Genomic DNA, 12,252 nt, shown 5'->3' on the forward strand with positions numbered 1-12,252 from the left:
CATTTTCATGAAACATACCCGTTTGCTGGTGGCGCTGGCTCTCGTTGGGGCCGGAATTTTGCCTGTTGGCGTTCTGGCCCAAACGCCGGCTTTGCCCGCCCCCGATGCGCCCGGGCTGGCGGGCCTGTGGCAGGGGCCTTTGCCCATTCCGGGCGGTAGCCTGCCCGTGGCTTTCACCGTGCAACAGCCGGCCGCCAATAAGCTCCTTGCTACGCTCGATTTGCCGGCCCGCCGCATGAGCCGGCTGCCCGTGTCGGTAACGCTGAAAGAGGATTCAGTGGTGTTTTTTGCGGCCAAAGCGAACTGCCGCTACGCTTGCGTGCTGGCGGCTGGTAGCCAGGAACTCCGGGGTATTTGGGTGCAGCCGGGCCTGCGGGTGCCGTTGGTGTTGCGCCGCGCGGCCGTGCAGCCCGTCGGCACTGGGGTAGCTGCGCCGGCACCCCTAGCTACTACCTACCATATCGAGACGGTGACGCTGACTACCCCGGCCGGCAACGTAGCCCTGGCCGGTACGCTTAGTATTCCGGACGGGGCCGGCCCGTTTCCAGCCGCCGTGCTGCTTTCTGACGTGGGCGGGCAGGACCGCGATGCCCGGCAGGGGAGCTACCGCCTGTTTGCCGACCTGGCCAGTAGCCTGGCCCGGCAAGGCATTGCCGTGCTGCGCCTCGACGACCGGGGAATAGGCCAGAGTGGCGGCGACAGCCGGTTGGCTACTACTGCCGACCTAGTGCGCGATGCCCAGGCCGCACTGAGCTTTCTGCGCGTGCGGCCCAGCATCGACCCGGCGCGCACGGGCTTTATTGGCCACGGCGAGGGCGGCAACGTGGCCCTGCTAGCAGCGGCCCAGCAACTGCCACCTGCCTTTGTGGTGGGGATGGCGGCGGCCGGGCTGGGCGGGCTGGAACTGCTAACCGCCCAGCCCGAGCCCGCCACGCCCGCCGACACGGCCCGGGCCGGTGCGGCCCGGCGCCAAGCGCTGGCCGATATCGCCGCTCAAGCGAAAGTGCTGCGGGCCAGTGGTTCGAACTCGGCGCAGGTAGATACTTACGTGGCCCAGCAATCGCTGAAGCTGCGCAGCGCCGAGCGGAAGCAGGCCGAGGCTACGCTTAAATTCCGGCGGGCTTTGTTTGATATTGTGCGCCTGACGGCTAACCGCGACCAGGCCCAGGCCATCGTTACCAACATGCTGCGTCAGCGGTATCCGGAGCAGGACGCCGCCCTCATCCGCAGCCGGGTTGAAGACCTGACTACGCCTTGGTTTCGCTATTACCTCACCTTTGACCCCCAGCCTACGCTGGCCGAGGTGAAATGCCCAGTGCTATTGCTCAACGGCACCGACGATGCCGAGGTGAACGCCGCCATCAATCTCACCGCCCTCGAAAAGGGCCTCAAAGCCAACAAGCGCGTGACGGTGCGCCGGCTGCCCGGCGTGCAGCATTGGTTCCAGACGCCCGCCGCCGAGCGCATTCCCAACGCCGATGGCACCGTGGACCCGGTGATATCGGCTGTGATGCTCGAAACGGTGCGCGACTGGGTGTTGCAGCTGGGCCGGCAGTAGAAGCAGCGTAGGAAACAGGAAAAAGAACGTCATGCTGAGCAGAGTCGAAGCATCTCGCGTGCAGTAGTAATTCTCTTCTTTAGCGGTTGAGTTACTATTGCACGCGAGATGCTTCGACTTCGCTCAGCATGACGTTTTACTTTGAGTAGTTACTCGCTGTCGGTAAACCTGCCAGGCTGCGCCTTTACATCGTGTATTTGCGGCCCTTGTTCTGCTGTTGCAGGTAGGTCATTAGGGGCTGAAAATAGGCCACCATGGCGCGGGCCGAGAGGTCTTCGCCGGTTTTTTCTTTCAGCACCACGCGCCAGTCGCGGCTCGCGCCGGGGCGCATGATGTCGCGCAGGAAGTCGCCCACTTCTTTGTGGCCGTAGTAGTTGGTGGCGTGCGGGTCCTGATGCAGGATTTTACGCGCAATGTGGTCGTGCAGCTGGAACAAGATGACGTAGCTCAGGGCGTAGTCGTAATATTGGGCCGGGTCGTCGTTGATGTGGGTTTTGGTGGCGGGGTCGAGGAAGTTCTCCCCGCGCGTAGTGGGCGGCACCATGCCCTGGTACTGCTTGCACAAGGCCCACCACTTGGCGTTGAGCTGGTCGGCGGGCAGCTTATCGGCGTAAAAGCTGTTTTCCCATTCGCTCATCACACCCGAGGCAAAAGGGATGAACGGAACGTAGCTCAGCGCCTCTTTGAGGAGCTGCTGGGTCTGGTCGGTCGGGGTTTTGGCATCAATCAGGCCCAGGCCCACCAGAAAAGGCTTTTGCTTGGCGGCCAGGCCCATCATCGAGCCAATGGCCTCGTGATAGGCGCGGTTGGCTCCCTGGCGCAGCAGCGGCGGCACGTCGGGGTTCGAGTAGCTCTGGTAGTAGAAGATGTGGCCGAGCTCGTGGTGGGAAGTTTCGTACCACTCGGTGTTGGCCTCCACGCTCATCAGGCTGCGCAGGTCGTTGTTCAGGTCGATATGCCAGGCCGAGGCGTGGTTATTCTTCTTGTAAGTCGCGCCTTTGGGCAGCGGGTAGAGGCTGCTTTTCTCCCAGAACGAGGCCGGCAGGGCCGAAAAGCCCAGGCTCTGGTAGAACCGCTCGCCCTGTTTCACCTGCCACTCGGCCCCTTTTTTGGCCAGCACGGCGTCGAGGTTCAGGCCCTTCACGTCCACCATCGAGCCCCAGTCCTGGCCCCAGCGGTTGGGCAGCCAGTGGGCGGGCAGATAGTCGGGCACCTGCTTCACGCCGTATTTTTTGGCCAGCTCGTAGCGGGCGTAGGTATGCAGCTCGCGGTAGAGCGGGCGCAGCTCGGTGTTGATTTTGCGCACCAGGGCCATCATCTCATCCCGCGTCAGGCCGTAGTCGCTGGCCTGGTAGGTGAAATAGTCGGGGTAGCCCAGAGCCTGCACGGTCTGGTTGCGCAGGTCGCGCAGGTTCAGCAGGCCATCCTTCAGCGTGGGGCCGATGGCCTTGCTGGCTTCCCACACCTGCTGGCGCTTGGCGGGGCTGGTTTCCTTGCGCAGCAGCTCGTCGAGGTCGTTGGTCGTGACGGACTTGCCCGCGTACTTATAATCGAATCCGTAGAGCTTCTCCGTCTGAGCGGCTTCGGCCTTGATGCGGGCTTTCACCACGTCGGCCACCGTCTGGGGGTTGTTGGCGGCATTGTAGAGGGCGGTTTCGAGCTGCTTGACTTGCAGGCCGTTCAGCTCGTCGCGGTGCGTGAGCAAGTCGCGCAGTTGCTCAATATTGCCGGCGCTACCCGTGAAGGCCGCCATGCGCTGGTTGGCGCGGGTGGTAGCCCCGGCATTGGCCGTGTCGCCGGGCACGATGTGCGTGTTGGAGCGCCACTCGGCCTCGCTCGAAGCCGTGTACAGTCGCACGTACTGCGTGTTGTAGTCGCGCAGGAATTCGTCGGCCAGCGCGCCGTAGTCGATATGAGCCGGCTGGACGGGCGGCGGCGGCGTCTCCGCCGTCGTGGGCTTGACAGGGGTCTTCACCACCGGGGTTTGGGCGGTGGATGCGCAGGCGTTGAGCGCGACGGCGGCAACCAGCGGGAAAAAGTGCTTTTTCATAAGGCAAAGTAACGTAGCGCGAAGTTTCGCCAGGTTAAGCGAGGTTTCTGCCGGTTTACAGTCGGGCGAATCTTGTGAAACCCCTTTTAATCTGATAAATCCTCGCGCGCCAGATGGCACTCCTTGTATTTGCGCCCGCTACCGCACGGGCAGGACGAGTTGTGGCCGAATTGGCGGCGGCCGCGCAGGGCCTTAAGCCACTGGCGCGGGTCGGTGGGCAGGTCCAGAAAGCGCTTTTGGGGATTTTGATGGAAAGCCTCGGTGAGCAGGGCATAGAGCTCGGGGTGATGCTCCTGGAGCTTATCGGGCTTCTCGAAGAAGTATTCCGTGACCACGGCAAAAAACTCGGCCTCGTTGGTAGCGGCGTAAGGGTTGATTTCGGACTTGCCTTCGTGAATGGCCGCGATTTCGCGGTGCATCAGCGCCGTCCAGGGCTGCAGCAGCGCGGGGGGCAGCGCGGCCTGGGGCAGGCCGTCAATCACGCCGTCGGCCTCATCAACCAAGTGGGCAAACTCGTGGATGCCCACGTTCTGCCGGTCGGTCGCGTCCTGGAAGCCCTGCTCCAGCGAGGCCTTCGACAGGCGCATGTAGTGTTGGTTCTGGAAGCCCTGCACCGAGCCCAGCAGCGTTCCCTGCAAGGGCCGCACTTCCCGGTCGGGCGCGTCGGGCAGCGTCCAGGCATCGGGCACGATGAGCACCTCGCCCAGGTTCGCGTACTGCCAGTCGGGAAATCCCCACACCGGAATCAGGGCCGAGGCGGCTACCAGCAGGCGGGTGGTATCGTCCACGTCGGTCTGCACGCCGGTGATGCGCGTGCGGGCCAGGAAAACCTGCGTTCGCTGTTCGAAACGAGCTTTTTCGGTTTCCGTCAGGGCCAGGTAGAAGGCCACACGCTCAGTCAGAATGGCGCGCCAGGCGGGCGGGAAAGGCTGGGCCAGCGCGGCGGTGGTGCGGCGCGAGTCGGCGGTAGCGTACTGGTAAAAAGCGTACAGCACGGCCGCCAGCACGGCCAGGGAAATGAGATAAGGCATTGCCCGGTAGTACGGTCTGGCCCCGGTGGGGTTGGGCTAGCGGGTAGTTGGGGCCAGCCGGGCGGCATCGGGGTTGCGGCCCAGGCGGTAGGCAACGCTGGCCCGCGCGACGAAGTTGGTGCCCACCAGGCGGGTGAGCGCGCCTTCCCCATTTCGATTGATATAGAACTGACCATCCAGGCTCAGGGTGCAGCGCCGGGCTCGCCACCCCAGGCCCAGACTGGGCAGGAGCGAGGGCAATCCAAAGCCAAGCTGGTCGGAGGTCAGCGCCACTGAGCCGCCGGTGCTGGAAGTAATGGTGGGAGCAAAGGACCTGTTCAACTCATATGCCAGGCTGAGCAGCCACTGACGCTCGTGCGGCAGTGGAAAAAAGAAGCGTAGCCCCAGCCGGGCCGACATCAGCCAAGCATTGTAATCGACGACGTAATAGGAGATGTAAGAATTTAGCTGGTAATATTCGTAGTTCTGGTTACTGAACCTGCTCAGGCTCAGCTCGCCGTAGAGGGCCGAGGTGCGGCCTGGCTGCAACAGGTCGGCATACAGTCCGGCGAAAGGCCGGGGCTGGCAATCGGTACAAGCCATGGTTTCGGGCAGAGTCGCGTAGCCATTCCGAAAATTATTGTACCGCAGCCCGGCCAATAACCCGCCCTGAAGCGCCAGCCGCCGCCGGGGGGTGGCCTGGGCCAGCCAGCTGCGGCTTAGGGGTGCCGTTGGCGCGCACATTTGGTTATAGGCCTGCACCACCGCCGCTACTCCCTGCATCGTGAACGGAGCCTTTGCCGCCGCCATACGAGCCGCTGGGCAGTCGCCGAAATACAACTCCAGCTGGCTCTGGTAATTATTGCCATTCACTACTTCCCGACTGCCAGTAGCCGTTGTGCGCAAGTATTTCCGCTCGCTCAGTTCTAGGTAAGGCTGGTCGGCACGGCGAATAAGGTAGTGCGTAATACCCTCATAGGATGTTCGGAATAGCCGGGCTGGCCCTTCCAGCAGCACTTCAGCCAAGAGCGAATCGGTGCGCATGTCGGTGGTATAGCCGTGGGGCAGCCGGCTCAGCTGCACTTCGGCGGCATGGTTAATCGGCAGGGCTTCGTACCGGAAATACCGGCCGCCGGTGAAGCTCACCGCCCGCAGCTGTCGGGGCTGAAACAGTTGGCTGGGGCTGTCCGGGGTAGGCCGAAAACGAATAAATTCCGGGGCTTCAACCCAAAAGCCATTTTCAATTTCCCCGCGCAGCGTGTCGCCGGTGCTGCGCACCAGCAGGCCGGGCTCGAAGGTTTGGGCAGGAGAGGAGAAGGCCGCCAGCAGCGCCGGCAAGGCGAAAAGTAGCCGTAGCTTCATATAATTTGAATCGGGTAGAAATCTGGCCCTAAAGTAAGGGCAAATGCGCCGCCAACTTCTCGCGCAGCAGGGCAATCAGCCGCGCATCACCAAACGGGTATTTATCCGGAATACGCAGCGTAACCACCGTTTTGCCGCGTAGCTCGTTGGCAAACTTTTCGTGCAGGCGGTCGGCGTGGCGGCGCTCCATCACGAAGACGATTTCGGCCCAGCCCAGGTGGCCGGCCGCCACGCGTACCCGGGCCCCCGGCTCGGTGCCGGCCGAGCGCGCCTCGTAGTGCGGGTGCTCGTCGAAAAGCCGCTCGGCGGTGAGGCTGCGCCACTTATTCTGGCTACAGATGAAAAGGATTTTCAAATGCTGGAAATGAACGAAAAAACGTCATGCCGAGCGTAGCCGAGGCATCTCGCGTGCTATCACTCACCAATCCCGATTTCACGATTGATTTACTGCTGCACGCGAGATGCTTCGGCTGCGCTCAGCATGACGTTCAGGATGTGGTTCCAGCCCTATCGAATCAGCGCCACTTTCACTTTCTTACCTTTCACCTTCGCGCCCTGCATGCGGGCCAGTATCTCCTCAGCCTGGGCCTCGGGCACGGCCACGAAGCTGTGGTGGTCGAATACCTCGATGCGGCCCACGGCCTCGCGCTCCATTTCGCCCACGCTCACGAAGGCCCCCGCCAGGTCGCCCCGGCTGATTTTCTCGCTCTTGCCCGCCGATACGTGCAGCGTGACGGTGCTGGGGCGCGGGGCTTTGGGCAGGGCGTTGGGCAGGGTAGCGGGGCGCAGGCCCTTCCAGTCCACGGTGCGGGCGGCGGGCCACTGCTGAATTTTCTGCTGCTCGTGCGGAATTACCAGCAGGTGGGCGGTGCCCACGGCCCCGGCGCGGGCCGTGCGGCCGGCCCGGTGCTGGAAGGTGTCGGCATCGTGGGGCGGGTCGAATTGCACCACCGTGTCGAGCTCACTCACGTCGAGGCCCCGGGCGGCTACGTCGGTAGCGACCAGCACGGTGGCTGAGCCGTTGCGCAGCTTCATCATGGATTTGTCGCGCTCGGGCTGCAGCATCTTGCCGTGCAGGGCCTCGGCGGCCATGCCCCGGCCGCGCAGGAAGCGGGTGAGCTCCTCCACGCGGTCGCGGGTGTTGGCAAATACCAGGGCCCGGCCCGCGTCGGGGGCGTTGAGGAGCTGGAAGAGGGCAGCCGGCTTCTGGTCGGCGGCGCTCAGGATGTGGCCGCGCAGCACCAGGCTCTCGGGCAGCGTGGTGGCGTTCGAGCCGCCCACGTTCATCACCCGGGGGCGGGTGAGGTACTCGCGCACGAGGTTCAGCACCTTATCGGGCATGGTGGCCGAGAACAGCAGCGTTTGCCGCCGCTGCGGCAAGCGGCTGATGATGGTGGCCATTTCCTCCTGAAAACCCAGCTCCAGCAGCTTGTCGGCCTCGTCCAGCACCAGCACTTTCAGGCGGTTGGGCACGATGGTGCGGCGCTCGAGGTGGTCGAGCATGCGGCCGGGCGTGGCTACCACAATGTGGGGCATCTGCTGCAGGCCTTTCACTTCTTCGCGCATGGCGTGGCCGCCGTAGTAGCCGGCCACGCGCAGGTTGGCCATGTGCTTGCCGAGGCCGCGCAGGGCATCGCGCACCTGCATCACCAGCTCGCGGGCGGGCACCAGCACCAGCGCCTGCATGGTGGCCGACGTCACATCAACCTGCTGCAGGATGGCCAGGCCGTAAGCAGCGGTTTTGCCCGAGCCCGTGGGGGCCTGCCCGGCCACGTCCTGCCCTTCGAGGGCGGGGGCCAGCACCAGCTGCTGCACGGGCGTGGGCTGGGTGAAATTTAGCTCGGCCACCCCGGCCAGCAGGGCGGGGGAAAGGCCGAAATCGGCGAATTGCAGGTCAGGCTTGGCGGATTTGGGCGCTTCGGCAGCGGCCCCGGCGGCGGAGGTATCAGGAGTTTGCACGGGGCAAAGGTACGGCTTTGAGGCAGCGTCTGTCATCCTGAGTGCAGCGAAGGACCTTGTTACGCTTGCGCCAGTTGATTGCTGCAAACCGTTCAGCCCTGATAAGGTCCTTCGCGATGCTCAGGATGACAGACGAATTCCTTCTTATTCCTCCACATTCACCAGCCGATACCGCACGGCCGACTTTTTGGGTCGGATATCGAGTCCAATCCGGTGAGCATAAGCTTTTGTGAAGGCCGCTCCGAAATAAAATATCATGGCGCAATAGAACACGAACAGCAGCACCAGCACCAGGCTAGAGGCCGGCCCGTACACCGGCCCCAAATTGCGCGCTACCAGCAGCTGGCCCAGCACCACTTCGCCCAGGCTGATGAGCAGGGCCGTGAGCGCCGCCCCGCGCGTGACGGCCCGCCACGGCACTTTGGCCAGGCTCAGGGTGCGGAAGGTGATGCCAAACCAGGCCGCCAGAATCAGCCAGGCAATTACCGCGTTCAGCCCGCGCACCACGAAGTAGGTGAAGGTGATATCGAAGTCGCGAATGCTTTCGGCAAACAGGCTCAGGGCCGCATCGGTGCCAAAGGCCAGCAGCGACAGGCCCGCCGTGGCCAGCAGAATGCCCAGCGAGCGAGCCCGCTCGCCCACGGCCTGCGACAGTTTGCCCGCGCCCCGCTTGGGCCGGATTTGCCAGAGCTGATTGAGCGAGTGCTGAATGATGGTGAACAGCGTGGTAGCCACGAACAGCAGAAATACAAACCCGCCCACCGTCACCAGCCGGCTGCGCCGGGGGTCGGCCACGTTCATCACAATCTGGGATACCAGCCCGGCCGCCGGGGCTCCTACCAGGTTGCTGACCTTGCCCAGCAGCATCACCCGCACCAAGGACGAAGGGTAGAGCGAGCTCAGCAGCTGCACCAGAATAATGAGGATGGGCGGCAGCGCAAACGAGGTGAAGAAGGCCGTGGCCGCGCCCAGCCGCAATGGGTCGTTCTGGCCCAGCTCGCGGGCCGCGCGGTGCAGCAAAATGGGCAACTCACGCCACCACGGGCCGGGTAGCTCGGCCTCAGAACCTAACTTTATCATAATGCCCAGGTGGCAACGTTTTGCGGCGCAGGCATACAGGAAGACTGCGCCTGCTGCGAAGGTACGGGCTGGCTGAACGCCGGCCCGCCGAGTTTCGGCCCCTGCGCCACGCTGCCTCCCAAGCCCACCCCGTTATTGCCCGCCGCGCCGCCGCCTTCCTGGATGCGGCGACGGTCCGATAACCCGTTTCTCGACCTGCTCCACGCTCCAGGTCTGGCTTGTGGGAGCGGAACATAAAATGGCTCACCTTGCCATTCGCAGCTTACGGCTTTTCATCGACTACGCGGGCTGGGGCGCGGCCGGGCGGCGGCGGTGGCGCGCCCCAGCTGGGGGTGCTGCTGCAATGGCTGCTGGCGGCTGTTCCGCTCGTGGCCGGGCTCCACTTCGGCCTGCATGTTCTGTTCCGGCAGATACTGGCCTTGGCCTCGCGCCCGCCGGGGCGGGGTACCTTTGTGGTTAGAAATAGCCCGGCCCGGAGCCCACTGCCCAACGTACGGCGCACCCGTGCCGTACCCGACGCGGTATCGGTTCTGGCCGGGTCGATGCGTTTGCCTGCTCACTTATGTCTGCTTTGCCCCCACCTCCTCTCGCTACGCCACCGGCTGCCTCCTGGCTGCGCCGCCGCGTGCTCACTCCCTTGCTCCACCTGCTGAAGCAGGGCCTGTCGCCGGGGCAGCTGGCCCTCACCGTGGCCCTGGGGGTAGTGGTGGGGGTCGTGCCGCTGTTCGGGGCTACTACGGCGCTGGCCGTGCTGGTCGCCTGGCGGCTGCGCCTCAATATTGCTGCCCTGCAGCTGGTGACGCACCTGCTCACGCCCGTGCAGCTGCTGCTGCTGCCGGTGCTGCTCACCCAGGGGGCGCGGCTGCTCGGCGGCCCTTCGGCTCAGGTTCTGAGCGTGTCTTCTGTGCGTCATCTCATCGCCACCGATTGGCGCGAGGCGCTGCACCTACTCTGGCGCGCCGAGCTGGGCGCCCTGGCAATTTGGGCGGTAGGCGGGACCTTGCTGGTGGGCATGCTTTACTTGGTATTGAAGCCAGTATTTGCCCGCATCGTGGCCCGGCAGGAGGTCGAGGAGGTTACAGCTTCCTGATGACCGGTTCAGCCGGCACTCGCATGCCAAATACCTGATTTCCGGTAAATGGAATACTTGCTAGGAAATGATTTGCGAAAAAGCAATAGGGTACGCGCGACCTCACACCCAACTTCGCAACGAGTATGGTTGTCCTATCGGGGAGCCCTTTGCGGGAATAAGGCAGCAGGGGCTTATGCTGCGGCGCTCGATTTGCTCGCTTCTGGTAGACTACTTTGCCGTAAGAAGCTGTTCGGTTGCGCCGGCTGTAGGCGCTAATCCACTGGCTGGATATCTACTGCTGTCCTACCGGCGGCGTGCTATATTTAGCGACGCTAACCCAATTCCCGGCCCCGGGCCCACTTCATGCTCAATCCCCTGCCGCCACCCGGGCCCAAAGTTGCAGCGGAGCCGTCGGCCCCGCTCGGTGGCTGGTTCCGCCGCCGGGTAACCGGCCCGCTGCTGGTTCTGCTGCAGCAAGGTTTGGCCCCCGAAACATTGGCGCTGACTGTGGCGCTGGGCGTGGCGGCGGGGTTGGTGCCTTTCCTGGGCGCTATCACGACCGTGGCAGGAGTGTTGGCCCTGCGCCTGCGCTTAAATATGGCGGCCATCCAGCTCATAAGCCACCTGATGACGCCTTTGCAGCTGTTGCTGTTAGTACCCCTGCTGCGCCAGGGTGCTCGTCTGTTAGGCAATGCCCAGGAGCAAAGCCTTAGCCTGACCCAAGTGCGCCACCTGTTTGCCGAAGACTGGCGCGCGGCGCTGCACTTGTTGTGGCGGGCCGAACTGGGAGCGCTAGTACTGTGGCTACTGGCATCCGTGCCGCTGGTACTCGTGTTGTATGCCGTATTAAAGCCGCTGTTCCGACGCTTGGCAGCGAACCGGGGTACCGGCCGGGCCTAAAACGCCAGCAATGCCTCTGCTTGCTCGCGCAGCAGCTGCCGCGACAACTCCTGGCGCAGTCCCAGCTCGGCATCAAGGTCCTGGCTGATAAAAGGCAGGCGCACGCGCTGAGGCAGCACGGCGGTGCCCAGGTACATCAGCACGTCGGTGAGGTGCGTCATGGCCAGCAGGCCACCCTGGCCGCCGCTGCTCAAGCCGACTAGCGTCGCCTTTTTGCCCTGAAAGGCCCCCGGGTAGGGCAGGCCATCAATGAACGCCTTGAGTACGCCCGGGAATGAGCCATTGTACTCGGGCGTGATGATGACCCAGTGGGTGCTGGCGGCCAGCAGGCCCGCCAGGCGGTTGAATTCGGGGTGGGTGCCGGCGTTGGCGTAGAGGGCCGTGGTGGTGAAATCGGCGGGCAGCTCGGCCAGGTCCAGGACTTGGCATTCGGCCCCCAACTCGGCGAGCATGGTGGCGTAATAGTCGGCCACGCGGCGGGCGCGGGAGCCCGGGCGGTTGGTGCCGGAGAGGATGGTAATCAAAGGTGCGCGGTAATACGAAGTGTAAGTATGCTGGTAAACCGCTGGGTGGGGCAGAGGTTGTGCAAATGGCCTCCGAAAATTTTTCGCGTGCTGTACAACCCCTTTTCCAGCCGCTGCCAATACCCCATCCCTTCGTTTCAGCCTTTAGCTACCTCTGGCTGCCCATCGCCGAAGCATCTTATACCCCAAATCTACAGCTCTCTACCCCGTTCTGGATAACTCAAAAAGCTGCCTAGCGCACCTTGCCGTCGCCCAAAGCCTTTTTAGCGCGGAACTTCACCTTGTATTTGGTGGTCACCAGCGGCGTCATGGTGAGGTCGAGGGGGCGGCAGTTGGCCAGGGGCAGCTCCAGCGTGGCATAGCCGCTGGCCGTAATTTCCATTACGGTGTTGCGCGGAATGGCCTGCTTGGTCGTGATAATGTAGTGGCCTTCCGAATTAGTGCTGAAAGCATCGGGCGAGAAACCCTGGCCCGGGCTGCGCAGCATGATGGTGGCCCCCGTGAGCGGATAGGCAAATGGGTCGGTCACGCGGCCGGTCAGCACCCGACACTCCAGCTCGTTGGGTGGCGTGGTCTGGGGCGGGCTAGCCGGGGCTCCCACTGATTGTTGCTGCGCCCGTGCGGCAGTACCCGTCAGCAGCAGAGCGAGCTGCACCAAAATCATCAGGTAGTTCATGGATGCGGAAATAAGCAGTAAGGAACAAGCCGCCGCCGCTATTGAACCAAAGCCCGCCAGC

12 protein-coding genes are annotated in these 12,252 nt (G+C 63.6%); 3 read left to right on the forward strand and 9 right to left on the reverse strand.

The features are described 5' to 3' along the window. Window positions 1-7 precede the first annotated feature (7 nt). On the forward strand, window positions 8-1,558 hold the full coding sequence (locus ABIB44_RS17525; RefSeq protein WP_354585970.1) for an alpha/beta hydrolase: 1,551 nt from the start codon (window positions 8-10) through the stop codon (window positions 1,556-1,558). 184 nt (window positions 1,559-1,742) lie between these two features. Here the strand turns inward: ABIB44_RS17525 and ABIB44_RS17530 are convergent, their stop codons facing one another. The 7 genes from ABIB44_RS17530 to ABIB44_RS17560 form a co-directional block, all read right to left on the reverse strand. After that, on the reverse strand, window positions 1,743-3,608 hold the full coding sequence (locus tag ABIB44_RS17530) for a M2 family metallopeptidase (RefSeq protein ID WP_354585971.1): 1,866 nt from the start codon (window positions 3,606-3,608) through the stop codon (window positions 1,743-1,745). Between the two features lie 86 nt (window positions 3,609-3,694). Further along, complete coding sequence (locus tag ABIB44_RS17535) at window positions 3,695-4,639, reverse strand: zinc-dependent peptidase (RefSeq protein WP_354585972.1); 945 nt, start codon at window positions 4,637-4,639, stop codon at window positions 3,695-3,697. A 36-nt stretch (window positions 4,640-4,675) separates the two neighbouring features. Continuing rightward, on the reverse strand, window positions 4,676-5,980 hold the full coding sequence (locus ABIB44_RS17540) for a hypothetical protein (protein WP_354585973.1): 1,305 nt from the start codon (window positions 5,978-5,980) through the stop codon (window positions 4,676-4,678). Window positions 5,981-6,008: 28 nt separating this feature from the next. After that, a complete protein-coding gene (locus ABIB44_RS17545; protein ID WP_354585974.1) occupies window positions 6,009-6,335 on the reverse strand; it encodes a low molecular weight protein tyrosine phosphatase family protein in 327 nt (108 codons plus the stop codon). Between the two features lie 152 nt (window positions 6,336-6,487). Next, on the reverse strand, window positions 6,488-7,939 hold the full coding sequence (locus tag ABIB44_RS17550) for a DEAD/DEAH box helicase (protein ID WP_354585975.1): 1,452 nt from the start codon (window positions 7,937-7,939) through the stop codon (window positions 6,488-6,490). Window positions 7,940-8,083: 144 nt separating this feature from the next. Continuing rightward, on the reverse strand, window positions 8,084-9,019 hold the full coding sequence (locus tag ABIB44_RS17555; RefSeq protein WP_354585976.1) for a YihY/virulence factor BrkB family protein: 936 nt from the start codon (window positions 9,017-9,019) through the stop codon (window positions 8,084-8,086). A 272-nt stretch (window positions 9,020-9,291) separates the two neighbouring features. After that, complete coding sequence (locus ABIB44_RS17560) at window positions 9,292-9,414, reverse strand: hypothetical protein (RefSeq protein ID WP_354585977.1); 123 nt, start codon at window positions 9,412-9,414, stop codon at window positions 9,292-9,294. Window positions 9,415-9,590: 176 nt separating this feature from the next. Between ABIB44_RS17560 and ABIB44_RS17565 the strand changes: the two genes are divergently transcribed. After that, a complete protein-coding gene (locus ABIB44_RS17565) occupies window positions 9,591-10,109 on the forward strand; it encodes a DUF2062 domain-containing protein (RefSeq protein ID WP_354585978.1) in 519 nt (172 codons plus the stop codon). A gap of 345 nt (window positions 10,110-10,454) precedes the next feature. Next, a complete protein-coding gene (locus ABIB44_RS17570) occupies window positions 10,455-10,991 on the forward strand; it encodes a DUF2062 domain-containing protein (protein WP_354585979.1) in 537 nt (178 codons plus the stop codon). On the opposite strand, the gene ABIB44_RS17575 is transcribed toward ABIB44_RS17570, so the two are convergent. Continuing rightward, on the reverse strand, window positions 10,988-11,515 hold the full coding sequence (locus tag ABIB44_RS17575) for an NADPH-dependent FMN reductase (protein WP_354585980.1): 528 nt from the start codon (window positions 11,513-11,515) through the stop codon (window positions 10,988-10,990). The genes ABIB44_RS17570 and ABIB44_RS17575 overlap by 4 nt on opposite strands. Before the next feature lie 232 nt (window positions 11,516-11,747). Next, entirely contained in the window at window positions 11,748-12,191 is a 444-nt protein-coding gene (locus tag ABIB44_RS17580; protein ID WP_354585981.1) for a carboxypeptidase-like regulatory domain-containing protein, read from the reverse strand. Window positions 12,192-12,252: the final 61 nt, after the last annotated feature.

Source organism: Hymenobacter sp. UYCo722 (genome assembly GCF_040547115.1).
In the GTDB taxonomy this organism is placed as follows: domain Bacteria; phylum Bacteroidota; class Bacteroidia; order Cytophagales; family Hymenobacteraceae; genus Hymenobacter.

What these genes read in the sequence shown, in the direction of transcription:
- ABIB44_RS17525 (WP_354585970.1), top strand. Translation starts at nt 8, where the DNA reads ATGAAACATACCCGTTTGCTGGTGGCGCTGGCTCTCGTTGGGGCCGGA.
- ABIB44_RS17530 (WP_354585971.1), bottom strand. Translation starts at nt 3,608, where the DNA reads ATGAAAAAGCACTTTTTCCCGCTGGTTGCCGCCGTCGCGCTCAACGCC.
- ABIB44_RS17535 (WP_354585972.1), bottom strand. Translation starts at nt 4,639, where the DNA reads ATGCCTTATCTCATTTCCCTGGCCGTGCTGGCGGCCGTGCTGTACGCT.
- ABIB44_RS17540 (WP_354585973.1), bottom strand. Translation starts at nt 5,980, where the DNA reads ATGAAGCTACGGCTACTTTTCGCCTTGCCGGCGCTGCTGGCGGCCTTC.
- ABIB44_RS17555 (WP_354585976.1), bottom strand. Translation starts at nt 9,019, where the DNA reads ATGATAAAGTTAGGTTCTGAGGCCGAGCTACCCGGCCCGTGGTGGCGT.
- ABIB44_RS17560 (WP_354585977.1), bottom strand. Translation starts at nt 9,414, where the DNA reads ATGCAGGCCGAAGTGGAGCCCGGCCACGAGCGGAACAGCCGCCAGCAG.
- ABIB44_RS17570 (WP_354585979.1), top strand. Translation starts at nt 10,455, where the DNA reads ATGCTCAATCCCCTGCCGCCACCCGGGCCCAAAGTTGCAGCGGAGCCG.
- ABIB44_RS17580 (WP_354585981.1), bottom strand. Translation starts at nt 12,191, where the DNA reads ATGAACTACCTGATGATTTTGGTGCAGCTCGCTCTGCTGCTGACGGGT.